Annotated in this window: 26 protein-coding genes and 1 tRNA gene; 20 read left to right on the forward strand and 7 right to left on the reverse strand. The window is 59.4% G+C overall.

The features are described 5' to 3' along the window. Window positions 1–114 precede the first annotated feature (114 nt). Window positions 115–480, reverse strand: a complete 366-nt coding sequence (locus NL64_RS12505; protein ID WP_034148385.1) for a hypothetical protein — start codon at window positions 478–480, stop codon at window positions 115–117. A gap of 226 nt (window positions 481–706) precedes the next feature. On the opposite strand from NL64_RS12505, the gene NL64_RS12510 reads away from it, so the two are divergent. Genes NL64_RS12510 through NL64_RS12525 form a run of 4 tightly spaced genes read left to right on the forward strand, consistent with a single transcriptional unit; the run spans window position 707 to window position 4,392 of the window. Further along, the gene (locus NL64_RS12510; RefSeq protein ID WP_034148386.1) at window positions 707–1,594 is read left to right on the forward strand and encodes a TauD/TfdA dioxygenase family protein; all 888 of its coding nucleotides are present in this window, start codon (window positions 707–709) and stop codon (window positions 1,592–1,594) included. Window positions 1,595–1,611: 17 nt separating this feature from the next. After that, entirely contained in the window at window positions 1,612–2,637 is a 1,026-nt protein-coding gene (locus NL64_RS12515; RefSeq protein WP_034148387.1) for an ABC transporter substrate-binding protein, read from the forward strand. Window positions 2,638–2,642: 5 nt separating this feature from the next. Beyond that, a complete protein-coding gene (locus NL64_RS12520; RefSeq protein WP_034148388.1) occupies window positions 2,643–3,503 on the forward strand; it encodes an ABC transporter ATP-binding protein in 861 nt (286 codons plus the stop codon). A gap of 22 nt (window positions 3,504–3,525) precedes the next feature. Then, the gene (locus NL64_RS12525; RefSeq protein WP_034148389.1) at window positions 3,526–4,392 is read left to right on the forward strand and encodes an ABC transporter permease; all 867 of its coding nucleotides are present in this window, start codon (window positions 3,526–3,528) and stop codon (window positions 4,390–4,392) included. A 30-nt stretch (window positions 4,393–4,422) separates the two neighbouring features. On the opposite strand, the gene NL64_RS29580 is transcribed toward NL64_RS12525, so the two are convergent. Continuing rightward, window positions 4,423–5,226 carry an RHS repeat-associated core domain-containing protein gene (locus tag NL64_RS29580; RefSeq protein ID WP_080757958.1) on the reverse strand — a complete coding sequence of 268 codons (804 nt, stop codon included), beginning with the start codon at window positions 5,224–5,226 and terminating at the stop codon, window positions 4,423–4,425. 248 nt (window positions 5,227–5,474) lie between these two features. Here NL64_RS29580 and NL64_RS12530 point away from each other — a divergent pair, with 248 nt between their 5' ends. From NL64_RS12530 to NL64_RS12545, 4 genes are all read left to right on the forward strand, one after another. Next, window positions 5,475–6,395, forward strand: a complete 921-nt coding sequence (locus tag NL64_RS12530; RefSeq protein ID WP_034148390.1) for a LysR family transcriptional regulator — start codon at window positions 5,475–5,477, stop codon at window positions 6,393–6,395. Window positions 6,396–6,584: 189 nt separating this feature from the next. Continuing rightward, entirely contained in the window at window positions 6,585–8,120 is a 1,536-nt protein-coding gene (locus NL64_RS12535) for an MFS transporter (RefSeq protein ID WP_034148391.1), read from the forward strand. A gap of 26 nt (window positions 8,121–8,146) precedes the next feature. Continuing rightward, window positions 8,147–9,214, forward strand: coding sequence for an HlyD family secretion protein (locus tag NL64_RS12540; protein WP_034148392.1), 1,068 nt, complete (start codon window positions 8,147–8,149; stop codon window positions 9,212–9,214). A gap of 143 nt (window positions 9,215–9,357) precedes the next feature. After that, a complete protein-coding gene (locus NL64_RS12545; protein ID WP_437176915.1) occupies window positions 9,358–10,779 on the forward strand; it encodes an efflux transporter outer membrane subunit in 1,422 nt (473 codons plus the stop codon). 10 nt (window positions 10,780–10,789) lie between these two features. Here NL64_RS12545 and NL64_RS12550 read toward each other — a convergent pair whose 3' ends face one another. Together NL64_RS12550 and NL64_RS12555 are read right to left on the reverse strand one after the other, a co-directional pair. Then, entirely contained in the window at window positions 10,790–11,548 is a 759-nt protein-coding gene (locus NL64_RS12550) for a slipin family protein (RefSeq protein ID WP_034148394.1), read from the reverse strand. Between the two features lie 2 nt (window positions 11,549–11,550). Then, entirely contained in the window at window positions 11,551–12,084 is a 534-nt protein-coding gene (locus NL64_RS12555) for an NfeD family protein (protein ID WP_034148395.1), read from the reverse strand. Window positions 12,085–12,281: 197 nt separating this feature from the next. Between NL64_RS12555 and NL64_RS12560 the strand changes: the two genes are divergently transcribed. Next, the gene (locus NL64_RS12560) at window positions 12,282–12,743 is read left to right on the forward strand and encodes an aminoacyl-tRNA deacylase (RefSeq protein ID WP_034148396.1); all 462 of its coding nucleotides are present in this window, start codon (window positions 12,282–12,284) and stop codon (window positions 12,741–12,743) included. 153 nt (window positions 12,744–12,896) lie between these two features. Then, window positions 12,897–13,142 carry a DUF2789 domain-containing protein gene (locus NL64_RS12565; protein WP_034148397.1) on the forward strand — a complete coding sequence of 82 codons (246 nt, stop codon included), beginning with the start codon at window positions 12,897–12,899 and terminating at the stop codon, window positions 13,140–13,142. 4 nt (window positions 13,143–13,146) lie between these two features. Here NL64_RS12565 and NL64_RS12570 read toward each other — a convergent pair whose 3' ends face one another. Together NL64_RS12570 and NL64_RS12575 are read right to left on the reverse strand one after the other, a co-directional pair. Next, window positions 13,147–13,431 carry a type II toxin-antitoxin system RelE/ParE family toxin gene (locus tag NL64_RS12570; RefSeq protein WP_034148398.1) on the reverse strand — a complete coding sequence of 95 codons (285 nt, stop codon included), beginning with the start codon at window positions 13,429–13,431 and terminating at the stop codon, window positions 13,147–13,149. Continuing rightward, window positions 13,428–13,706, reverse strand: coding sequence for a hypothetical protein (locus NL64_RS12575; protein ID WP_034148399.1), 279 nt, complete (start codon window positions 13,704–13,706; stop codon window positions 13,428–13,430). The genes NL64_RS12570 and NL64_RS12575 overlap by 4 nt, the downstream gene beginning before the upstream one ends. Before the next feature lie 196 nt (window positions 13,707–13,902). On the opposite strand from NL64_RS12575, the gene NL64_RS12580 reads away from it, so the two are divergent. The 9 genes from NL64_RS12580 (at window position 13,903) to NL64_RS12620 (ending at window position 22,515) form a co-directional block, all read left to right on the forward strand. Continuing rightward, window positions 13,903–14,331, forward strand: a complete 429-nt coding sequence (locus NL64_RS12580) for a MarR family winged helix-turn-helix transcriptional regulator (RefSeq protein WP_034148400.1) — start codon at window positions 13,903–13,905, stop codon at window positions 14,329–14,331. Continuing rightward, the gene (locus tag NL64_RS12585) at window positions 14,328–16,400 is read left to right on the forward strand and encodes an FUSC family protein (RefSeq protein WP_034148401.1); all 2,073 of its coding nucleotides are present in this window, start codon (window positions 14,328–14,330) and stop codon (window positions 16,398–16,400) included. Before NL64_RS12580 ends, NL64_RS12585 begins: the two co-directional genes overlap by 4 nt. Next, window positions 16,397–16,606: a DUF1656 domain-containing protein gene (locus NL64_RS12590; protein WP_034148402.1), complete on the forward strand. Its 210-nt coding sequence runs from the start codon at window positions 16,397–16,399 to the stop codon at window positions 16,604–16,606. Before NL64_RS12585 ends, NL64_RS12590 begins: the two co-directional genes overlap by 4 nt. Continuing rightward, the gene (locus NL64_RS12595; protein ID WP_034148403.1) at window positions 16,603–17,490 is read left to right on the forward strand and encodes an efflux RND transporter periplasmic adaptor subunit; all 888 of its coding nucleotides are present in this window, start codon (window positions 16,603–16,605) and stop codon (window positions 17,488–17,490) included. The genes NL64_RS12590 and NL64_RS12595 overlap by 4 nt, the downstream gene beginning before the upstream one ends. After that, a complete protein-coding gene (locus NL64_RS12600; protein WP_034148404.1) occupies window positions 17,487–18,935 on the forward strand; it encodes an efflux transporter outer membrane subunit in 1,449 nt (482 codons plus the stop codon). The genes NL64_RS12595 and NL64_RS12600 overlap by 4 nt, the downstream gene beginning before the upstream one ends. Before the next feature lie 92 nt (window positions 18,936–19,027). Then, window positions 19,028–19,663: a hypothetical protein gene (locus NL64_RS12605; protein WP_034148405.1), complete on the forward strand. Its 636-nt coding sequence runs from the start codon at window positions 19,028–19,030 to the stop codon at window positions 19,661–19,663. A gap of 284 nt (window positions 19,664–19,947) precedes the next feature. After that, entirely contained in the window at window positions 19,948–21,453 is a 1,506-nt protein-coding gene (locus NL64_RS12610; protein ID WP_034148406.1) for a YdgA family protein, read from the forward strand. A gap of 196 nt (window positions 21,454–21,649) precedes the next feature. After that, window positions 21,650–22,213, forward strand: coding sequence for a YbhB/YbcL family Raf kinase inhibitor-like protein (locus NL64_RS12615; protein ID WP_034148407.1), 564 nt, complete (start codon window positions 21,650–21,652; stop codon window positions 22,211–22,213). A gap of 35 nt (window positions 22,214–22,248) precedes the next feature. After that, window positions 22,249–22,515, forward strand: coding sequence for a hypothetical protein (locus tag NL64_RS12620; RefSeq protein WP_034148408.1), 267 nt, complete (start codon window positions 22,249–22,251; stop codon window positions 22,513–22,515). Between the two features lie 81 nt (window positions 22,516–22,596). Here the strand turns inward: NL64_RS12620 and NL64_RS12625 are convergent. Next, window positions 22,597–22,673, reverse strand: a tRNA-Arg gene (locus tag NL64_RS12625). A gap of 347 nt (window positions 22,674–23,020) precedes the next feature. Between NL64_RS12625 and gabD the strand changes: the two genes are divergently transcribed. Beyond that, window positions 23,021–24,463, forward strand: a complete 1,443-nt coding sequence (gabD, locus tag NL64_RS12630; protein ID WP_034148409.1) for an NADP-dependent succinate-semialdehyde dehydrogenase — start codon at window positions 23,021–23,023, stop codon at window positions 24,461–24,463. Window positions 24,464–24,499: the final 36 nt, after the last annotated feature.

Genomic DNA, 24,499 nt, shown 5'->3' on the forward strand with positions numbered 1-24,499 from the left:
AGAATCTCCCACAGTTTGATCGGTGATGCCCACAGGATTTGTGTGCAACACAAAACCCTGTAGGAGCGAGCCTGCTCGCGATAGCGTCAGTTCAGACGCTGACGAGCGATAGGTTCAGATAAACCCTTCCTCATCATCATCAACCAAATGACTCAACCCACCCAACGCTTCCCGGGCCTGGCTGCGGTCCATGAGTTTGGCCTGCGCAGGCGCTGGCAGGTCGGTAACGCGAATCACGCCTTTGCTGATCAGCACTTCGATCAAGTCGTCGAGTACCCGGATCATCTCCAGGTCGCTCTGGCGCAGTTGCTTGAGCTGTTTGATTTGCTGCAGTTGCTTGTGGCTGGTGGCCACGACTTCATTGGCAAACCACTCCTGAAGATCAGGGTGGTCAGCCGGCAGCGTTTCCGTGGATTCGGCGTAAGCTTCGGCTTCCACGCGCATCAGTTGGCCGTCTGTGTCGCGTTGCACGTAGAACATAAACATCCCTCACAAGTGAACAGCGTCATGCTGTCAGCAGCATAGGTGAATTAAGCCATATGGTTATTCGCTAACGGTATTTAAATTCACGTTCTTATATCTATAAAGTTAATCCACTGCGTACCTGCCGACCAATCGGCGCGCCGCACGACACGAACCAACACGACATCCGTGAGTTTCTGATCGACGCGCGCGCCCTTGAGCGTGCCGTGCGTGGGAGTGAATTATGTCCGCAGCTTCAACATCGCCAAGCATCGCACCACAGTTTTTCGAAATCCGCCCGTTCAGCGGTGCGGTGGGTGCCGAAATCATCGGCCTCGATTTGTCTCGCCCGGTCAATGATCAGGATTTTGCGCGCATTCATCGTGCGCACCTGGATTATCACGTGGTGGTGTTCCGTGACCAACGCATTACCCCCGAACAGCAAATCGATTTCAGCCGCCGTTTTGGCGTGTTGCAGATCCATGTGCTCAAGCAGTTCCTGCTGACCGGGCACCCGGAAATTCTCATCGTTTCCAACATCATTGAAAACGGCCAATCCATCGGCCTCGGCGATGCCGGCAAGTTCTGGCATTCCGATCTCTCCTACAAAGAACTGCCAAGCCTGGGCTCGATGCTGCATGCCCAGGAACTGCCGTCCGAAGGCGGCGACACCTTGTTCGCCGACATGCACAAAGCCTGGGACAACCTGCCCGAGGCGCTGCGCAAAGCGGTCGAAGGTCGCTCGGCGGCGCACTCCTACACGGCGCGCTACAGCGAGACCAAATTCGAAGGCAACTGGCGCCCTACCCTGACGCCGGAACAACTGGCGCAAGTCGCCGAAGTCATTCACCCGGTGGTGCGTACCCACCCGGAAAACGGGCGCAAGGCGTTGTTCGTCAGCGAGGGTTTCACTACCCGCATCGTTGGCCTGCCGGAAGACGAGAGCAAGCAACTGCTCGAAGAACTCTACGCCCACAGCGTGTTGCCGCAAAACATCTACCGCCATCAGTGGCAGCCCCATGACCTGGTGTTCTGGGACAACCGTTCGCTGATCCACCTTGCCGCCGGATGCCCAAGCCATCTGCGCCGCAAGCTGTATCGCACCACCATCCAGGGCGACGCGCCTTTCTGATTTGTCGGAGATTGATCATGTCCAAACGTCTACCCTTTGCACCGCTGGCCGCGGCCATCGGCCTGGGTTTCAGCCTGATCGCCGGCAGCCTCGTGGCGCCGACTGCGGCCCATGCCGAAGGTGAAATCCGCATCGCCGAACAGTTCGGCATTGTTTACTTGCTGCTCAACGTGGTGCGCGATCAGAACCTGATCGAGAAGTACGGCAAGCAGGAAGGCATCGACATCAAGGTCGACTGGACCCAGCTGTCCGGTGGCGCCGCGGTCAACGATGCGTTGCTCTCCGGTTCCATCGACATTGCCGGTGCCGGCGTCGGCCCGCTGCTGACCATCTGGGACCGCACCCACGGCAAGCAAAACGTTAAAGCCGTGGCTTCGCTGGGCAACTTCCCGTACTACCTGGTGAGCAACAATCCGAAGGTCAAAACCATTGCTGACTTCACCGAGAAAGACCGCATCGCCGTGCCGGCGGTGGGTGTGTCGGTGCAGTCGCGTTTCCTGCAATACGCGGCCGCCAAGCAATGGGGTGACAAGGAATTCAATCGCCTCGACAAGTACACCATCGCCGTTCCGCACCCTGATGCCACGGCGGCGCTGATCGCTGGCGGCACCGAGTTGAGCGGGCACTTCTCCAACCCGCCGTTCCAGGATCAGGCGTTGGCCAATCCGAACGTGCACGTGGTGCTCAACACCTACGACCTGCTCGGCCCGAACTCACCGACGGTGCTGTTCGCTACAGAGAAATTCCGCAATGAAAACCCGAAAACCTACAAAGCCTTTGTCGACGCGTTGACCGAAGCCGCGCAATTCGCGCAGAACGATAAAGGCGCGGCGGCGGACACTTACATCCGCGTCACCAAGGCGAAAATCGACCGCGCCGAGTTGCTGAAAATCATCGACAACCCGCAGTTCGAATTCAGCGTCACGCCGAAAAATACCTACCCGCTGGCCGAGTTCCTCTACCGCGTGGGCGCGATCAAAAACAAACCGGATTCGTGGAAGGATTACTTCTTCCAGGACGCCAAGCCGCTGCAAGGGAGCTGATCGAAATGAATGCCCCTTTGCAAGGCCACACGGTCAGCAAACCGAACGCAAAAGCCCAGGCGCTGTTGTCGGTCGATAACGTCAGCCTCGAATACCGCACGCCACAACGTGTGGTTCGAGCGACCCACCAAGTCAGTTTCGAAATCGACCCGGCGGACCGCTTTGTCCTTCTCGGGCCATCCGGTTGTGGCAAGTCGACACTGCTCAAAGCGGCTGCCGGATTCATCCAGCCCGTCGAAGGCGAGATCCGTCTGCAAGGTCAGCGCGTCGATGCGCCGGGGCCGGACCGGATCGTCGTATTCCAGGAATTCGATCAACTGCCGCCGTGGAAAACCGTCAAACAGAACGTGATGTTTCCGCTGCTGGCGTCGAAAACCCTCAAGCGCAAAGAGGCAGAAGAACGAGCGCTGCACTACCTGGAGAAGGTCGGTCTGGCGGCGTTTGCCGATGCTTATCCGCATACCTTGTCGGGTGGCATGAAGGCGCGAGTCGCCATCGCCCGGGCGTTGGCCATGCAACCGAAAATCCTGTTGATGGACGAACCCTTTGCCGCACTCGATGCCCTGACCCGGCGCAAGATGCAGGAAGAATTGCTGCTGCTCTGGGAAGAGGTGCGCTTCACGCTGCTGTTTGTCACGCACTCCATCGAAGAGGCGTTGGTGGTGGGCAATCGCATCTTGCTGTTGTCGCCGCATCCGGGGCGGGTACGCGCGGAAGTCCACAGTCATCAATACGATTTGCACAGCCTCGGTGGCGTGGCATTCCAGGAGTCGGCGCGGCGCATCCATCGGTTGTTGTTCGATGAAGGCCAGTCGCCGGAAACCGAGCGCGAACTGGATTTCGCCGACATCCGCATCGCTTATTGAGCCAGTTTGAGAGGAGGGCCCGATGAGCCATTTATCATCCCCGCGTGAAGAATTCGAAACTGTTCTGCAACCGCTGACTAGCGTGCCGCTGGAACGCGAACTGCCACTGGGCCAGCGTTTGTGGCAACAGGGCTGGATTCGTAAAAGCCTGATCCTGATTTTGCTCGCCGTACTGTGGGAAGCCGCTTCGCGTTACACAAACAACGACCTGCTGCTGCCGAGCTTCATGCAAACCGCACATGCGCTGTACGACGGACTGCTCAGCGGCGAGTTGTTGGGCAAGGTGTGGATTTCCCTGGTGGTGTTGCTCAAGGGTTACCTGATCGGCATCGTCCTGGCTTTTGGCCTGACGACGCTGGCAGTGTCGACGCAATTCGGCCGCGATTTGCTCAGTACGCTGACCTCAATGTTCAACCCGCTGCCGGCCATTGCACTGTTGCCGCTGGCGTTGCTGTGGTTTGGGTTGGGGCAGAACAGCTTGATTTTTGTGCTGGTGCATTCGGTGCTTTGGGCTTTGGCGTTGAACACCTATGCGGGGTTTCTCGGCGTCTCCGAAACCCTGCGCATGGCCGGGCGTAACTACGGCCTCAAGGGCATGCGTTTTGTGTTGTTCATCCTGATACCGGCAGCGCTGCCGTCGATTCTTGCCGGCCTGAAAATCGGCTGGGCGTTTGCCTGGCGTACGTTGATTGCTGCTGAACTGGTGTTTGGTGCGACCAGTGGCAAGGGTGGGTTGGGGTGGTACATCTTTCAGAATCGCAATGAGTTGTATACGGATAAGGTGTTTGCCGGGTTGGCGGTGGTGATTTTGATTGGGTTGCTGGTGGAGAATCTGGTGTTTGATTCGTTGGAGAGAGTGACGGTGAAGCGGTGGGGGATGGTGCGGTGAGCGTGGCTCACCGCGCTTATGGAGCAGTATTCAGTTTGCATCACGAATGCGCGTTACGGGGTTGCCCGTATTGCCTGTGTATTCTGAAACGCGCCTGTCGACTGTAATTCCGGAAGTACCGTTGCCTCGAGGTAGTGAAGTTGGCCGAGTAGCTCTTGATGTGGTTGGATGTCGAGATATATACCGACTTTCGTATCCATTAACGTATCGGTTTGGAGCGAACACCCGATCAGCCCGTTGTAATTGTGAAATCGTGGGTGGTGGGGGTCCAAGTTCTCGCATAACCTTCTGATCAAATAGAAAATTGTCAGTAAAAACCTTCTTCGCGCTCAGAACCGCGCTCCGAGTAGCTCCCAATACCTGCGAGACACCGCTGCCGACGGTGGTCGCAGTCTTACTGACCATCTGAATGGCTACGTTGCCCACTCTGCCCGTCATTGACTGCACGAAACGAGAAAGCGCCCATACCGATCGCCCCGTCGGATCCGAATTCATCACCGGCTCCCCTTCACAATACATATACGCATTCAATCCCCCCTCACCAAACGGACTCAAACTGTCCGGGCTATGAAAACGCATCAACCGTGGGTTGTAAGTTCGATAACCGTTGCCCAGCAAATACCATCCAGGTTTCGCCTCGCGCATTTCACCGTTGAACCCCAGCCGCGTCATGACCTCACGCTTTGAGGATTGCTGGCCGTAGGGCGAGTACGCAAGTTGGTTGGGGTTGCTCGCGTCGATTTCCGCGAGAACCGAGTTTTTGAGATCTACTGCGAGCAGCATCGTGCGTCGCTGGCTCTGGTTCTCTGGGTAAACGGTTTTGGCTTGAGTCATTTGAGAGTACTTCGAAAGAATAGGGCCGAGAGGTTATTGGCCTTTATTTCTACTCGCCTCACCCAAGATTGAGAACTATCAGAACTGATAGTGCTTTCGGCTGTAGGAGCAAGCTTGCTCGCGATAAACGATTACTCGGACTTCCTGAGGGACCGCGTCATGGCCATCGCGAGCAAGCTTGCTCCTACAGGCGGGTTGGCTGTTAGGATTGCGTTTGAGTCAGTGACGAATAGATATGAGTGCTCGCTATGCAATTGCCTGACATGAATTTGTTAGTTGCCCTCGACGCCTTGCTCGACGAGGGCAGTGTGGTGGGTGCGGCGCGGCGGATGAACCTGAGCCCGGCGGCCATGAGCCGGACGTTGACGCGCATCCGCGAGGCCATTGGCGATCCGATTTTGGTGCGCGCCGGCCGAGGATTGGTGCCGACGCCCAAAGCACTTGAACTGCGCGAGCAGGTGAGGGAAGTGGTGGAGCAAGCCGCGCAGTTGTTCCACTCGGCCCGGGTGGTGGACCTGGGCAGTTTGCGGCGGCGTTTCAGCATTCGCGCCAACGATTTCTTCATCGGCATCTACGGCGGCAAGCTGTTCGACACCATGGAGCGCCAGGCGCCGCATTGTGAATTACGTTTCGTGCCGGAAGGCGATGGCGATGACGAAGCCTTGCGCGAGGGCCGCATCGATTTGAGCGTCAGCAACAATCGGCCGCTGATGCCGGAAGTGAAAGTGCAGAATCTGTTTTCTACCCAGTTTGTCGGCCTGGTGCGTGAGGATCATCCGTTGCTCGATGAAGAAATCACCGCTGAACGTTTTGCCGGGTTTTCCCATATCAGCATGTCTCGCCGCGGTATCGCCCGTGGGCCGATTGATACGGCGCTTAACGCCTTGGGACTGGAGCGGCGGGTGGCGGTGATTGCGCCGAGTTTCCATGCGGCGATGTTTGCCTTGCCCGATTCCGACCTGATCCTGCCGGTGCCCAAGGAAACGCTGTTGAGCGTACGTCGTTTGGGTTTGAAGTTGCGTTCGTTCACCCTGCCGATTCCGTTGCCGACCATCATGCTGACCCAGGCCTGGCATCCGCGATTCGACAATGATCCTGCACACCGCTGGCTGCGCGAAACGCTGAAAACGTGCTGTGACGAGACTTGGATGGCGGCGCAACCTGTTTGAAAATCAAAAGATCGCAGCCTTCGGCAGCTCCTACAGGTACATGCGAACCCCTGTAGGAGCTGCCGAAGGCTGCGATCTTTTGATCTTAATGCTGCGTTTGGCGCACTTATAACCTGCCGATAAGTAAATTTTCGTAATGGCTCGCGCTCCATAGAATGCTCCGATGTTCAAATTCCGGAGCTTGCAGCAATGACTTCCCTCACGGTCACGGCACCTGTCGCTGCGGCCAGCCCTACGGCCGCCGCACCACCGGTCTTCGGCCCGCGGATCATCATTGGCCTGGTGGGCGTGTTGCTGGCGGTGCTGGTCTCGGGCCTGAACGAGATGGTGACCAAAGTCGCCCTGGCCGATATCCGCGGTGCGTTGGCCATCGGCTATGACGAAGGCACCTGGCTGGTTGCCAGTTACACCGCGACTTCGGTGGCGGCCATGGCCTTCGCGCCGTGGTGCGCGGTGACATTCTCGTTGCGGCGTTTCACTCTCTGCGCCATCAGCGCTTTCACGCTGTTGGGCGTGTTGTGCCCGCTGGCGCCGAACTACGAAAGCCTGTTGCTCCTGCGCACGTTGCAAGGGCTCGCCGGCGGCGCGCTGCCACCGATGCTGATGACCGTCGCCCTGCGTTTTTTGCCGGCCAACGTGAAGCTGTATGGCCTGGCCGGTTATGCCCTGACGGCCACGTTCGGCCCGGGGCTGGGCACGCCGCTGGCCGGGCTCTGGACCGAGTATGTCGGCTGGCAGTGGACCTTCTGGCAAGTCGTCGCGCCGTGCCTGATTGCCATGCTCGCCGTGGCTTATGGAATCCCCCAGGACCCGCTACGGCTGGAGCGCTTCAAGCAATTCAACTGGCGCGGTTTGCTGCTGGGTTTTCCGGCGATCTGCATGCTGGTGGTCGGCATTCTGCAAGGCAATCGGCTGGACTGGTTCGAGTCGAGCCTGATCAGCGTTTTGTTGGTGGCCGGGTCGCTGTTGCTGGTGCTGTTTTTGATCAACGAATGGTCGCAGCCGATCCCGTTTTTCAAGATTCAGATGCTCGGCATCCGCAACCTTTCGTTCGCCCTGCTGACTCTGGCCGGGGTGCTGGTGGTGTTGCTGGCGGTGATCATTATTCCGTCCAGTTACCTGGCGCAGGTCCAGGGTTATCGCCCGGTGCAGACCGCGCCGATCACTCTGTTGGCAGCATTGCCGCAACTGATTGCGCTGCCGATGGTGGCGGCGCTGTGCAACCTGCGCTGGGTCGATTGTCGCTGGGTGCTGGGGATCGGCCTGAGCATGTTGGTGCTGTCCTGCATCGGTGGATCGCAATTGACGTCGGCGTGGATTCGCGACGATTTCTACGTCCTGCAACTGCTGCAAATCTTCGGTCAACCCATGGCGGTGCTGCCGCTGTTGATGCTCTCCACCGGCAGCATCTCCCCGATGGACGGCCCGTTTGCGTCGTCCTGGTTCAACACCGTGAAAGGCCTGGCGTCGGTGATCGCCACCGGCGTGCTGGAGACCTTGACCACGGCGCGGTTGCACTTTCATTCAACGATGTTGGTGGACCGCCTCGGTAACTCACCCTTGGTCGATTCCGACAGTGCAGGCCTCGCCCACCGGCTGCATGCGCAGGCCGTGGTGCTGACTGCGTCGGATCTCTATTTGTGCATGGCTGGCGTCGCTATGGCGCTGATCCTGCTGATTTTCTGGATGCCGACGCGGATCTATCCGCCGCGCGCACCGACTTGAATGCTCCACTGAAACTGAAGGTTTTTATGACGACTCAATCAAAGCAAAAAGTGGCCGTGGGCGTTGCCGTCGTGATCGCGGTGGGCGTGTTTATTTACCTGCTGGCACCCGACCTGTTTGGTCAGCGCACGCAACAGAACACCAATGACGCCTATGTTTCGGCGGACTACACGCTGGTGGTGCCGCGCGTTGCCGGGTTCATCAAGGAAGTGCTGGTCGAAGACAACCAACAGGTCAAGGCCGGGCAGTTGCTGGCGCTGATCGACGACCGCGATTTGCGCGCTGCCGCCGAAGCGGCTTCCGCCGAAACGCTGGTGGCCCAGGCGCAACTGCAAAACGCTCGGGCAACCCTTGAGCGGCAGGCTTCGGTGATTGCTCAGGCGCAGGCAAGCGTGGTGTCGGCGAAGGCTGAAATGGCCTTCGCCGAACATGAACTGAACCGCTACAACCACCTTGCCGGGGTCGGCGCCGGTACCGTGCAGAACGCTCAGCAGGCGCGCACGCGCATCGATCAGGCGGGTGCTCGGCTGGCCAATGTCACGGCAGTGCTGGCGGCTGAACGCAAGCAAGTGGACATCCTCACGGCGCAACGTGACGGTGCCGAAGGTGGCCTGAAACGAGCGCAGGCGAAGCTGGAAATCGCCAGTTACGAGCTGTCCTACACCCGCATCGTCGCGCCGCAGGATGGCATGGTCGGCGAGCGTGCGGTGCGGGTCGGGGCTTACGTCACGCCGGGCAGTAAATTGCTCGCCGTGGTGCCGTTGGCGCAGGCCTACGTGGTGGCCAATTTCCAGGAAACCCAATTGACGAATGTGCAGCCGGGGCAGGACGTGACGGTGCGCGTCGATACCTTTGGCGGTGCCGAGCTGAACGGGCGGGTTGAGAGCATTGCACCGGCCACCGGGGTGACGTTTGCCTCGGTAAAACCGGATAACGCCACCGGTAATTTCACCAAAGTTGTGCAGCGGATTCCGGTGAAGATTGTGTTGGAACCGGGTCAGCCATTGGCTGCGCGGTTGCGGGTGGGGATGTCGGTGGAGGCGAGGATTGATACCGCAAGCGCCGGCACTGAGCATGAGGTTGCGCAGCGATGAGTTTTTTCGGCAAACACCAACCCCTGTGGCGAGGGAGCTTGCTCCCGCTCGAGTGCGCAGCGCTCGCAAATTTTGGGACCGCTTCGCAGCCCAGCGGGAGCAAGCTCCCTCGCCACAAGGTCCGCGCCCGGTCAGCATTGGTCATGTTGAGTATGGTTGCGCTGAGCGCCTGCACTGTCGGCCCGGATTTTCAGAAACCACAGGCAGAGCAAATCGCCGAATGGTCGAAACCATCCCAGGCTGCCGCCAGCCAAGCCACCGACGAAACAATGAACGAGCGCTGGTGGGAGGTTTTCAACGATCCGAAACTCTCGGCCCTCACTCAGCGCGCCCTGACCGATAACCTCGACCTGAAGCTCGCCAGCAGTCGCTTGCAGCAAAGTCGCGCCGTACGCCAGGTGATCACCGCCGACCGCTATCCCAATACCGCTGCCACGGGGAGTTACGCCCGTAAACGCAACAGCGGCGAAGGCTTGATGGACCCGTCGGGGAATAATGGCAACTCCGCGTTCAACCTTTGGGATGCCGGTTTCTCCGCGTCCTGGGAGCTGGATTTCTGGGGCCGCGTGCGCCGTGAAACCGAAGCCGCTGATGCCACGCTGGAAGTCGCGGAAAACGACCGTCGCGGTGTGCTGTTGTCGGTGCTCGCTGAAACCGCCCAGGACTACATTCAACTGCGCGGTGTGCAAAACACCCGCGCCGTCACCGAGCAGAACCTCGACGTCGCCCGCCACAGCCTGAAGCTGTCGCAATTGCGCCTGGCTGACGGCGTCGCGACGGATCTGGATGTCGCCGAAGCCGCCGCGCAAGTCGCGGCCATCGAATCGCGCCTGCCAGCGCTGGAGCAGCGTCAGTCTCAACTGATCAACGCCTTGAGCCTGTTGATGGGCGAGCCGCCTCAAGCGCTGGCGGCCGAGTTATCCACCGACGCGCCGGTGCCGCAAACCCCGCGTCAGGTCGCCATCGGCCTGCCGTCGCAACTGGCCGAGCGCCGTCCGGACATCCGCGAAGCCGAAGCGCGCCTGCATGCCGCGACCGCGAGTATTGGCGTGGCCAAGGGCGATTTCTATCCGCGGATTACGCTGTCGGGCAACGTCGGTTCGCAAGCCATGCAGTTGAGCGATTTCGGCTCATGGGGCTCGCGTGCGTTCGGCATCGGCCCGCAATTCAGCCTGCCATTGTTCGACGGCGGTCGTTTGCGCGGCGTGCTGAATTTGCGGGAAGCCCAGCAACAGGAAGCGGCCATCGCCTACCAGCAAACCGTGCTGGGTGCATGGCATGAAATCGACGATCAACTGAGCGCCTACAACGCCAGCCAACTGCGCCGCGACAGCCTCGCCGAAGCGGTGCGGCAGAACCAGATCGCCTTGCAAACAGCACAGCAGCAATACGTTGAGGGCGTGGTGGATTTCGTCAACGTGCTCACCGTGCAAGGCGCGTTACTGGCGACTCAGGAGCAATGGGTCGAAAGTTCGACCGGCGTGTCGCTGGCGATGGTCGGCTTGTACAAGGCACTCGGCGGCGGCTGGCAGTCCGTGTATCCGTTGGCGGCGCAAACGGAGTAACCGTCCGCGTTCAAGGTTTTGACGACAGATCCGCCATGCCCTTGAGCAACTCGATCGGCAGCGGGAAGACAATGGTCGAGCTCTTGTCGCCGGCAATCGAGCTGAGCGTCTGCATGTAGCGCAACTGCATGGCGCCTGGTTGGCGGCCGAGCATTTCGGCGGCCTGCATGAGTTTTTCCGAGGCCTGCAATTCGCCTTCGGCGTGGATCACTTTGGCCCGGCGTTCGCGCTCCGCTTCGGCCTGTTTGGCGATGGCGCGGATCATCGATTCATTGAGGTCGACGTGCTTGATTTCGACGTTGGCCACCTTGATGCCCCAGGCGTCGGTCTGGGCGTCGAGCACTTGCTGGATGTCGATATTCAGCCGTTCGCGTTCGGCCAGCAATTCATCGAGTTCGTGCTTGCCCAGCACCGCGCGCAAGGTGGTTTGCGCCAGTTGGCTGGTGGCCATCAAAAAGTCTTCGACCTGGATGATCGCCTTCTGCGGGTCGAGGACGCGGAAGTACAGCACGGCATTGACCTTGACCGAAACGTTGTCGCGGGTGATCACGTCCTGGGGCGGAACATCGAGGACCACGGTGCGCAAGTCGACACGGACCATTTGCTGCACCACCGGAATCAACAGAATCAGACCGGGGCCTTTAACCTGCCAGAAGCGCCCGAGCTGGAACACCACCCCGCGCTCGTACTCACGCAGAATGCGGAACGTCGCTCCCGCCAACGCGATCAGCAGTAGCAGCAGCGCGACAAAACCCAGTTGCAAGCCCATGTTCATTCTCCAACCGGAACCGCGTCAGTCGCGGCGACTTCCAGCATCAAGCCCTTGCGTGCCACTACCCGGACGCGCTGACCGATCTGCAGGGGTTTGGCACTCGACACTTGCCAGCGTTCGCCCTGCAAATGCACCCAGCCGTGACAGGCATCGCCGATCTGCAATGACAACACAGGGGTCACACTGCCGAGCAATCCGGCATCGCCGCTGACCGTGTGGCGCGGTCGGGTTTTCAGGGCGCGGATCAGCAGGAAAATCAGCAGCAGCGCACTGATCAGGCCCAGGCCGATCATCAGCGGAACGGGCATTTCGGCATTGGTCAGGATTACGGCGCCAATCACGAACATCACGATCCCACCCAAGCCGATGACGCCGTAATTGGGCAGGGCGGCTTCGGCGATCAGGAATGCGATGCCGAAGGTGATCAGCCAGATGCCGATCGGGTCGGGCGTCGGCAGTCCAGCGGTGTCCGCGGCGAAGGCGGATCCGCTCAACGCCAGCAGCAACGCAATGGCACAACAGCGAGTGTTCACGTGACCCTCCGGGAGAGTCGCTGGGTGGTTCTGTATACAGTCTAGTTGAGTGGCGGGTTGTATGAATTTTGCTCAGTTGTCGACGTGTCCGATGGGCGGATTTCCCGCCGGATTGCCCCGGCGGGCCTAGACTTTCAGTACGTGAAAAAGCGTCAACCATTGTCCGCCAGAGGTTGTTGCGGACACCGAGGTGCATCATGCGTATGGCAAGAACCGTGCAAAGAAGCCTGGACCGGGCTCAATGCGAATATGACATCGTCACCCACCCACATTCGGCCAGCAGCCTCGAAACGGCGCGGGTCGCGGGCATTCCTGCCGAACGGGTGGCCAAATCGGTAATCCTTGACGACCACCATGGTCATTACCTGATGGCCGTGCTGCCTGCCAGCCGTCATCTGGACCTGAGCAAAGTCCGCACCAGTGGCGAATGGCAAGTTTCCCGGGAAAGCCACTTACCGCACCTGTTTGATGATTGCGAACGCGGCGCCGTGCCGGCGCTGGGTGAGGCCTATGGGCTCGACGTGGTCATCGACCCGCTGCTGACCCGGCAAAAAGACATCTACCTGGAAGCCGGCAATCACATCAACCTGGTGCACATGAACATGCCGGAATTTCTGAAAATGGTGCCGCATGCGCAGGTGCGGGAGTTGAGTTATTAGGTTTTGCGGTTCAGTGACATCGCCATCGCGGGCAAGCCCGCTACCTCAGGTTTTGTGGTGTATTTGCAGTTTTTGGCAACACACAAATCACTGTGTGGGCTTGCCCGCGATTGACCGCGAGCCGGTCGCCCATCCATTCCAAAGGAGTCAGACATGGAAAACCCAACCCACAGCCTCCCCTCCCTGTTCAAACAACTCGGCCTGCCCGACGACGCCGAGAACATCGATAAATTCATCGCCACCCACTCGCCGCTCAAACCGGAACTGCATCTGGCGGATGCGTTCTTCTGGAGCCCGAGCCAGGCCGATCTGCTGCGCACTGAAATTCTGGATGATGCCGATTGGGCAGAGGTGGTGGATCAGTTGGATGTGATGTTGAGGAAGGGGCGGGGGGTGTAGAAACTCAACTCTTCTCAGGCGGCCACTGCCGAGAGGTATGAACAACGGCCAGTATCCATAGTGAATCCGCCCACTTCTCATAAACAATGCGGTAGCTCTGGTGTGGGATCAGCTCGCGAGTGCCTGCGATGATTCCGGCAGGACCACTTTCCGGGTCGTTGGCAAGCCGGGATATCGCATCGCTGAAACGGCTGTCCATTTCGATGGCTGCTTTTGGATTGACGGCATGCAAATAATCCCAAATGTCTGCACGATCCTGTGCTGCTTCTTTCGTCCAGGTTATTTTCATTCTTGTAGGGTCGCCCGCCTGCGCCTGGCGGCGAATTCTGCTTCAACTTCATCGCTCGTCAGACCATCGCCGGTGTGCATCGAAGCGCGAGCGATGTCCACTTTGCGTTGCAGGAACGCATCGTACTCGCGGGACTCTCGTTGCGTTTGAACAAACTGGCGCATCATTTCCCGAACGATTTGCGAGGCAGGGCGATGAGCAGCTTCTGCCTCTGCCATGAACTGTTCGCGCAATTCAGACTCAAGTTTCATCGTAAAAACGGCTTGTTTTGACATGCCCTGCCTTCCCGGGGTTTGTGTAGAAAAAGTATATACGTTTTCAGTACTTCGCTGGCCCTTGGGGAAGTTGATACGGATTGACGGTCGATTTGTTTCAAAACTTGACGAAAAATCCCTCCCAATGCCATATTGATAGTTAGCAAACTAACAGTGTGTGTTTCCCCTCGTGCCGAATAATCTCGACGCTCTCCAGATGAACATCAGCAGCTCCATGGTGGTCGCCGCGCGGCATTGGCGGAAGATCTGCCAGACCACGCTGGTCAACTATGGAATTTCCGAAGCCTGTGCCGTCCCATTGTTGATGATCGGGCGTCTGGGCGAGGGTGTGCGGCAGGTGACGGTGGCGCAGGCGGCGGGGATGGAGAGCCCGTCCCTTGTGCGTTTGCTCGATCAGTTGTGCCATTCCGGGTATGTCTGCCGCACCGAAGACACCCAGGACCGCCGCGCCAAATGCCTGAGTCTGACCGACGCCGGTCGAACCCTGGTGCAAGCTGTCGAAGTCGAATTGGTGCGCTTGCGCAATGAAGTGCTCGAAGGCATCGACCAGCGTGATCTGGAAGCCACGCTGCGCGTATTGAAAGCCTTCGAATCGGCCAGCCATTTGCCGGTGATCAATCCTTGAACGGTTTTTTTTCCGGCATGCCCCCGGCACGGGACTGGTTCTACGGTGTGCGTACGTTCGCAGCCTCGATGATCGCGTTGTACATCGCCTTGCTCATGCAAATGCCGCGTCCATATTGGGCGATGGCCACGGTGTATATCGTCTCCAGCCCATTTGTCGGTCCTACCAGTTCCAAGGCGTTATACCGCGCAATCGGTACCTTTCTCGGGGCCGCCGCTGCGGTGATGTTCGTGCCGATGTTTGTGCAGAGCCCCTACATGCTGGTGTTGGTCATTGCGCTGTGGACCGGCACGTTGCTGTTCCTTTCCCTGCATCTGCGCACGGCCAACAACTATGCGTTGATGCTCGCCGGTTACACCTTGCCGCTGATTGCCCTGCCGGTAGTGGATAATCCGTTGGCGGTGTGGGACGTGGCCGAGGCACGCACCGAAGAAATTTTCCTTGGCATTGCGGTCGCGGCAGTCGTCGGCGCGATGTTCTGGCCCCGGCGGCTGGCGCCGGTGTTCAACGATTCGGTGAGCAAATGGTTTGCCGATGCCTCGACCTACAGCCTGCGCTTCCTCAGCCGCAACGTGCAGCCGGAAGAAGTCAGCGGGTTGCGCATGGCGATGGTGGCGAACTTCAACACCCTGGAACTGATGATCGGCCAGTTGCCACATGAAGGCGCGCGACCACAAACGGTGCGCAACACCAAGATGCTGCGCGGGCGGATGATCCACCTGTTGACCGTGATCGATGCCCTCGACGACGCGCTCTACGCCCTTGAGCGGCGCACGCCAGAGCTTGTGGACAAGTTCGCACCGCTGCTCAGTGCCGCCAGCGAATGGCTTGAGCATGAAGACGCCGACATTGACCGCTGGCAGGCGCTGAAAGATCAAATCGAAGCCCTGCAACCCAGTGCCCAGGCGCTGGAGGATCGCAAGCAATTGCTGTTTTCCAATGCCCTCTATCGCCTCGGGGAATGGATCGACTTGTGGCAGGACTGTCGCAGTCTGCAAGTCGCCATCCAGTGCGAAAGCCAGGACACCTGGCGCGCGGTGTATCGGCATTGGCGCCTGGGTCGGCTGTCGCCGTTTCTGGATCGCGGCTTGATGCTCTATTCGGCAGCGTCCACTGTCACCGCCATCATTGTCGCTTCGGTGCTGTGGATTTTGCTCGGCTGGACCGACGGTGGCGCTGCGGTGATTCTGGCGGCGGTGGCATGCAGTTTCTTCGCCTCGATGGACGACCCGGCGCCGCAGATCTACCGGTTCTTTTTCTGGACGGCGATGTCGGTGTTGTTCGCCAGCCTGTACCTGTTTCTGGTGCTGCCCAACCTGCATGATTTCCCGATGTTGGTGCTGGCGTTTGCTGTGCCGTTCATCTGCATCGGGACTTTGACGGTCAAGCCGCAGTTCTATCTGGGGATGCTCCTGACCCTGGTTAACACGTCGTCCTTCATCAGTATCCAGGGCGCCTACGACGCGGATTTCCTCAGCTTTGCCAACTCCAACCTGGCCGGCCCCGTCGGCTTGCTGTTTGCGTTTGTCTGGACCCTGATCGCCCGGCCATTCGGTGCCGAACTCGCGGCCAAGCGCCTGACCCGTTTCAGCTGGCGCGACATCGTCAGTCTCACCGAACCGGCGACCTTGGCCGACCACCGGCACCTAGGCGTGCAGATGCTCGACCGGCTGATGCAGCATTTGCCGCGCTTGGCCATGACCGGCCAGGACACCGGCATCGCCTTGCGGGAGGTTCGGGTGGCGCTGAATCTGCTGGACCTGCTCGCCTATGCGCCGCGTATCCACGGAGAGCCGAACGCACTGTTGCGCCAAGTAGTGGCCGAGGTCGGCGAATACTTCAAAACGTGCCTCAAGGCCGGCGAACGACTGCCGGCACCGAGCGCATTGCTGATGACTCTCGACCGCACGCGCCGTGCCTTGAGTGGCGCGGGCGACGACGAAACCCGCCTGCATTTGCTGCATGCGCTGAGCGGCTTGCGCCTGGCCCTGTTGCCCGGCGTCGAATTTGTTGGTTCCGCCGAGCTCGAAGAACCGCTTCCCCATGGCATCGATGGAGCGCCTTTATGATCGGTGATCTGGATATCAGCGGGGTGTTCCTGCCCACGCTGCTGGTGCTGATGGGCATTACGTACCTGTTGTTCCTGTTGGTGCACGGGGTGCTGACGCGCCTGCACTTTTACCGTCTGGTCTGGCACCGGGCATTGTTTAACGTGGCTCTCTACGCCTTGCTGCTTGGCGCCGTGGACTCACTCAGTCGATACCTGATGACATGAAAAAACCGTTTTTAACCCTCGGTCGTGTGGTCCTGACCCTGTTGATCGTGACCTTTGCGGTCGTCGTGGTCTGGCGCATGGTGCTGTATTACATGTTCGCACCCTGGACCCGCGACGGGCACATTCGTGCCGACATCGTGCAAATCGCGCCGGACGTGTCCGGGCTGATCCAGCAAGTTGAAGTGCGGGACAACCAGTTGGTGACGCGCGGCCAAGTGCTGTTCAGCATCGACCAGGACCGTTTCAAACTGGCCTTGCGCCAGGCGAAAGCAGCGGTCGCCGACCGCGAAGAAACCCTCGCCCAGGCCCAGCGCGAAGCCAAGCGCAATAAAGGCCTCGGCAATCTGGTGCCGGGCGAACAGCTGGAAGAAAGTCAGTCCAAGGTCGCTCGCGCCCAGGTTGCATTGATGGAAGCGCAAGTGGCGGTGGACAGTGCTCAGCTCAACCTCGACCGTTCGGTAATTCGCAGCCCGGTGGACGGCTACGTCAACGACCGCGCACCGCGAGCCAAGGAATTCGTCAGTGCCGGCCGGCCAGTGTTGTCCGTCGTCGACAGCAACTCCTTTCACATCGACGGCTACTTCGAAGAAACCAAACTGGACGGCATTCATGTCGGCCAGAGCGTCGACATCCGCGTAGTCGGCGACCGTGCGCGTTTGCGCGGCCACGTGGAAAGCATCGTCGCCGGTATCGAAGACCGCGACCGCACCAGCGGCAGCAACCTGTTACCCAACGTCAACCCGGCGTTCAGTTGGGTGCGGCTGGCGCAGCGGATTCCGGTGCGGATCGCTTTTGATGACGTGCCGGCGGATTTCCGCATGATCGCCGGGCGTACGGCCACGGTATCGATCATCGACGACCAGCAGCGGGAGCCGGCGCAATGAGCAAAGCCTCAGGTTTAGCCGTCGCCGGATTAGGCCTGTTGCTGTCGGCGTGTCAGGTGGTAGGGCCGGATTATCACTTGCCGGACGAGGCGGCCATCCATCGGGCAGACTTGCAAGGCGAGCTGGCGGTAGACGGCAAACCGGTGGTTTCGGCGCCGGTGCCTGCCGATTGGTGGCGTCTGTATCAAGACCCGCGACTCGACCAATTGGTCCAGCAAGCCATGGCGTCCAACACCGATTTGCGCGTGGCGGCGGCGAGCCTGCTGCGGGCGCGTGCGCAAGTTGATGAGGCCGAGGCGGCGGGCGGCTGGAGCGGCGGCGTGAAGATGGGCGCCCAGCGTTTGCAGGAATCCGGCGAAGCGTTCCTGCAGCCGGAAAAAGTGCCGGTGGCTAACATCGGTGATATCGGCATTTCCGCGTCGTACCAGTTCGACCTGTTCGGCACGCTGCAGCGTGGCATCGAAGCGGCCAAGGCCAATGCCGATGCGACCCAGGCCGCCGCCGATACCGCCCGCATCACCTTGGTGGCGGATGTGGTTCGGGCTTACACCCAAGTGTGCGCGGCCAACGAAGAACGGGAAATCGCCCAGCATTCCCTCGACCTGCAAGAACAGAGCACGACACTGATCCAGCGTTTGCGCGACGCCGGACGTGGCGACGAAACCCAGGTCACCCGCTCGCAAACCCAATTCAAATCCCTGCGCGCCGACATGCCGCGCTATGAAGCGGCGCGTCAGGCTGGATTGTTCCGCTTGTCGATGCTGCTGGCCAAACCGCTGGATCAATTGCCGCCCGGCACCGCGACGTGCGCCGAGTTGCCGAAAATCGCGCAATTGGTGCCGGTTGGCGATGGTGCCGCGTTACTCAAGCGACGTCCCGACGTGCGGCAAGCCGAGCGTCGATTGGCCGCCGCGACCGCCGGCATCGGCGTTGCCACGGGCGAGCTGTACCCGAACATCAGCATCGGCGCGACCATCGGCACCGTCGGTATCCTGGATAATCTCGGCGAACCGTCGACCAATCGCTGGGGGTTTGGGCCATCGCTGAGCTGGACCGTGCCGTCCAACGGCACCCGCGCACGCATCCGCGAAGCTGAAGCCACGACCCAAGGCGTGTTGGCGCATTTCGACGGCGTTGTGCTCAACGCCATCCGCGAAACCCAGACCAGCCTGGCTCAGTACTCGGCACTGCTACAACGCCGTGACGCTCTGGCGGATGCCGAGCAGTCGGCGAAACTGGCGGCGGACCAGACTCACCGATTCTTCCAGGCCGGTCGCGCGTCGTTCCTGGCGGACCTGCAAGCGACTCGCACCTACACCGACGTCACGGCGCAACTGGCCAGCGCGAACACGCAAGTTGCCATGGGCCAGATCAATTTGTTCCTCGCGTTGGGCGGTGGCTGGGAAAGCGGACGAACGCAAGCATCGAACTCCGGCAAACCCTGAGGCCGTTGCTATGCTTTGAAGTGTTGCAGGGGCGTTCGCGAAAAGTGCCCTTGCTTCGCACAAGGCTCGCGCAGGTCATGGGGAAACCAATAATGAAAAACCCTTATGCTCTCGGCTTCTGGTGCGCCGTCGTGGCGTTAGTGCTGCTTTCGGCGACCTACTTCTACGGCATCATGCTGGCCCACCAGATCGACAAGGCTCTGGTGTTCCTCGACAGCGCCACCGCGCTGATTGCCGTGATGTCTATCGCGGTGGTGGCCTGGGCGTCCGTCCAGACCCAGCGAATCAAAAAAAGACAACTCGAACAAGGCAAAACCCTGGTGCTGATCTGGGACACCAAGGTCGCGCTGCGTCGTGTCGAAACGGTGTTCGATCGCTATTTCTGGGGCAGTTACTGGCAGCCGGGGCGCACGTTCCAGGAAGTCATGGGCGAACTCACCGGCACGCCGCTGGAAAAGAGTCTCGAAACCTTGAAGAAACAATGCCTGGAGCTGGACAAGCAAGTGGCTGACGACGGTCGACACTGGCTCAACAACGCCCGGGAGCTGGCGGACGTCGCCACGGCCATGGCCCGCGAGCGCTATCAACTGGACTTCTGCGACCCGCGTGGGGAAGTGACGGGCGGGGCGGTGATCAATCGGGATTTTGAAGTGCTGGTGTACACCTGGACGGCGCGGCTCAAGACCTTTGATCATCAGCTGGATGAGATTGAGGTTCAGTATTCCTGAATCTGTGTTGATGACACTGACGCCATCGCTGGCAAGCCAGCTCCTACAGGTTTCACACAATTCCCGTAGGAGCTGGCTTGCCAGCGATAGCAATCGAATCAACACCGCAATGGTCGCGTCTTGCAGCAACGTCCCATAAACACTCTTTCACCGTTAATCATTGGGCCGCCCACCGTGCCTGATGCTAATCTGCACCCCACTTTCAGCGCAGTCGTGACCGCAACCCGTCATGGGTTCAGGGAAGACGACCACACCTTCAACTACGGACATTGATCGGGTCATTCATGAATAAATCAGCAGGCGTGCTCCTGGGAATTGTTGTCGCTATCGGTGCAATCAGCGTCGGCGGTGCCTGGTACACCGGCACCAAAATCGAAGGCGTGCTGAACAGCTCCCTGGCTGACGCCAACCAGCAGTTGCAGGCCGCGTTGGTCGGGCACAAAGGCACCGCGTCGCTGGAACTGGTGTCGCTGGAGCGCCACGTATTTAGCAGCACGGCGCACTATCGTCTGAAGGGCGAAGGTGAAATGTTTGGCGAGTCGCCGATCGAGTTGCTGTTTGTCGACAACGTCGAACACGGCCCGTTGCCGTTTTCACGCCTGATGTCGCTGAAGTGGTTGCCGGTCATGGCCACCAGTCACTACGAACTGGAAAAAACGCCGCTCACGGAAAAATGGTTCGCCGCCACCAAGGACGCCTCGCCGCTCAAAGGCGTGGTCAATATCGGCTACGACAATTCCACCAACGGCAATCTCGAATTGCTGCCACTGGAAGCGGCCCTGGACGACAAATCCAGCGTGAAATTCTCCGGCCTGAAGGTCGACGTCGCGGCCAGTGCCCAGGCGCAGAAGGTCAAGGCCGATGGCTACATGGACAGCCTGAAGCTGACCACTGTTTCTGAAGATCAGGCGCCGGTGCAGGTCGAATTCAGCGGCCTCACGCTGGCCAGCAATCTGAGCAAAAGCACCTACGGCTTTTACACCGGTGAAAACACGGTCGAGCTGAAGAACAGCAAAACCACCTTCGGCCCGAAACAGTCAGTGCTGGGCTTGAAGAGTTTCGAGATGAAAAACCACACCGAGGAATCGGGCACCAGCGCTTCCGGGCGTGCCGATTACAAAATTGGCGAAGTGTCCTTGAACGGCAAGCCTGTCGGCTCGGCACAAATGGCCATGAGCCTGAAGAACCTCGACATTCCTTCGACGATGGCGCTGATGCAGATTTACCAGACCAAGTTGCAGCCTTACGAACAGGCCGCCGCCGAAGCTGCCGAAGCGAACCTGCCAGTACCAGAGCTGAACCTGACCGAAGCGGAAGAAGCGCAGCTAAAAACCAATCTGGAGCAACTGCTCGCCGCCGGCCCGCAAGTGGCTCTGGAGAACCTGTCGTTCACCACCACCCATGGCGAAAGCCGCGCCAACCTGGTGCTGAACCTGACCAAGCCACAAACGATCGACTTGCCCGCAGACCAATTGGTGCGACAACTGATCGCTTTGCTGGACATCAATCTGCAAGTATCCAAGCCAATGCTGGTTGACGTGTTCACCGTGCAGTCGCAAATCGACGGTCAGACCGACGCCAAACTGATCGCCGATCAAGCCACCGCCACCGCCGACATGTTCGGCAGCATGGCCGTCGGTACGCAGCTGGCGAAACTGGACGGTAATAACATCGTCAGCAAACTGCATTACGCCAACAACCAGGTGGAATTCAACGGGCAGAAGATGACCGTCGAAGAGTTCGTCGGGTTCGTGATGAGCAAGTTTGGCGGGGTTGGCGAGGTTCAGTAAGCGCGCTGCAATTCCCCTGTAGTAGCTGCCGCAGGCTGCGATCTTTTGATCTTGAAAAATCAAAAGCTTGCAGCCTGTGGCAGCTCCTACATGTTTGTGAAACCGAATTGTTCATCCAAATCCCACTGCCACCGCGCAAACGGTCCGGCTATAGTTTGCACGCCGACGACGGCCCCACCCGCACAAGGTATCCGGCATGACCCGATTGACCTCTCTCAACCCTTGGCTCGCGGCCGTAGCCGTCGCCCTTTGCGTGCAATTTCCGGCGCAGGCGGCCCAGGAGCGTTTCACCCTCAATATCCCGGGTGTATCGGATGACCGACTGTTCACCTCCGCCGCCGCCAGCGATGCCGCCGGTTGCGGCGGGCACAATGTCTCACCGGCGCTGAACTGGAACGCCGGCCCTGCGGGCACGCTCAGCTACGCCATCGTCATGCACGACCCGGACGGCCAGAAAGGTCAGGGTGTCGATCATTGGGTGCATTACGGCATCAAGGCCGCCACTCACCAGATTGCGGCCGGTGTCGGCGCCAAATCCGCGCTGGAAGGCATGGGTGGTACGAACAGCAAAGGCACCACAGGTTACGTCGGCCCGTGCCCGCCAGTGGGCGACAGTGCGCACCATTACATCATTCAGATCTACGCCCTGGACCTGGCGCCGGATGCCTTGCCTGCCGGCCTGACCCGCGCGCAGTTACTGGAGAAAATCAAAGGCCATGTGTTGAAAAACAGCAGTGTGGTGCGGCGATATCACCGCTGAAGGTTTTTCAGAACGTTTGAGCCGAATTCGGCGATTTGGCATTCAAGCCCGAAAACGCGCACTATCGGGCCATAGCCGATGCGTTGGAGGATGCCGTGGCAAAAAAAATCGACCGCATCGCCCAAATGCTCAACTGCCCGCAAAAGGGTGAGGAACTGCGACGAGCGATTACTGAGAGTCGAAAGGATTTTCTGCTGAATCAGCCGGAAGAAGCGGCTGTCGAAGACGACGACCTTGAAGAGGAGCTCTTTGAGGATGACGAGGATGATGAATACGACGAGTTTGACTGGACGACCGAGTGAAAAAACCGCTTAGGCGGTTTTTTTGTGCCCAACAAAAAAGCCCCAGACCCAAAGGGCCTGAGGCTTTCTCGTTTCTATACATGGTGCACCAGGCGGGATTCGAACCCACGACCCCTGCCTTCGGAGGGCAGTACTCTATCCAGCTGAGCTACTGGTGCAGCGGGCGCCATGATACTCATATGCACTGCGGGCGTCCATGCTGCTGAATCGCCTCGGTTTTTCCAAAGCGTAACTTGCGTTTGATACGTTGATCAGAAAAATGCAGCAAAAAAGACGTTTTCGTTCTTTTTTTCGAACGCCCTATTGTCCTTTACCCCCTTTGATCCTAGGATTCGTTTGAGATTTCAAACGCTCTTGTCTGGGTGCTGAACCGCACGAGTTCATTCCGTGCGCTATTTATGTGCTTCAGCCCGGTGAATGATTTCCCTGACGGCAGCCTACCGAGGCGCCTTTCTACAATCATAATTTGCTCCGCGCGTGCGCGGTGCTGTTAAGGAAAGCCGACATGCAGCTTAAAGACACCCAGTTGTTCCGCCAACAAGCCTTCATCGATGGCGCTTGGGTAGATGCGGACAATGGTCAGACGATCAAGGTCAACAACCCGGCAACGGGCGAAATTCTGGGCACCGTGCCGAAAATGGGCGCTGCCGAAACCCGTCGTGCCATCGAAGCTGCTGACAAAGCGCTGCCAGCCTGGCGTGCACTCACCGCCAAAGATCGTGCGAACAAGCTGCGTCGTTGGTTCGAGCTGATCATCGAAAACCAGGACGATCTGGCTCGCCTGATGACCATGGAACAAGGCAAGCCATTGGCCGAGGCCAAGGGCGAAATCGTTTACGCCGCTTCGTTCATCGAGTGGTTCGCTGAAGAAGCCAAGCGCATTTACGGTGATGTGATTCCGGGCCACCAGCCAGACAAGCGCCTGATCGTGATCAAGCAGCCAATCGGCGTGACCGCTGCCATCACCCCGTGGAACTTCCCGGCCGCGATGATCACCCGTAAAGCCGGCCCGGCCCTGGCCGCCGGTTGCACCATGGTGCTCAAGCCTGCTTCGCAAACCCCATACTCCGCGTTCGCCCTGGCTGAACTGGCCCAGCGCGCCGGCATTCCGGCTGGCGTGTTCAGCGTTGTTTCCGGCAGCGCCGGCGACATCGGCAGCGAGCTGACCAGCAACCCGATCGTGCGCAAACTGTCCTTCACCGGTTCGACTGAAATCGGTCGTCAACTGATGTCGGAATGCGCCAAGGACATCAAGAAAGTGTCCCTGGAACTGGGCGGCAACGCGCCGTTCATCGTGTTCGACGACGCGGACCTGGATAAGGCCGTCGAAGGCGCGATCATTTCCAAATACCGCAACAACGGCCAGACCTGCGTCTGCGCCAACCGCCTGTACATTCAGGATTCGGTCTACGACGCGTTCGCCGAGAAGCTGAAAGTGGCCGTGGCCAAGCTGAAGATCGGCAACGGTCTGGAAGACGGCACCACCACTGGCCCGCTGATCGACGAAAAAGCCGTGGCCAAGGTGCAAGAGCACATCGCTGACGCCGTTTCCAAAGGCGCCACCGTGCTGTCCGGCGGCAAGTCCATCGAAGGCAACTTCTTCGAGCCGACCATCCTGACCAACGTGCCTAACAACGCTGCCGTGGCCAAGGAAGAAACCTTCGGTCCATTGGCGCCGCTGTTCCGCTTCAAAGACGAAGCCGATGTGATCGCGATGTCCAACGACACCGAGTTCGGTCTGGCCTCGTACTTCTACGCTCGCGATCTGGGCCGTGTGTTCCGTGTGGCTGAAGCCCTGGAATACGGTATGGTCGGCGTCAACACCGGGCTGATCTCCAACGAAGTCGCGCCGTTCGGCGGCATCAAGGCCTCGGGCCTGGGCCGTGAAGGCTCCAAGTACGGCATCGAAGATTACCTGGAAATCAAATACCTCTGCCTGGGCATCTAAGCTCACAGGGCATTGCTTCAAACGCAAAGGGCACGA

The organism is Pseudomonas fluorescens (genome assembly GCF_000802965.1).
GTDB lineage: Bacteria > Pseudomonadota > Gammaproteobacteria > Pseudomonadales > Pseudomonadaceae > Aquipseudomonas > Aquipseudomonas fluorescens_A.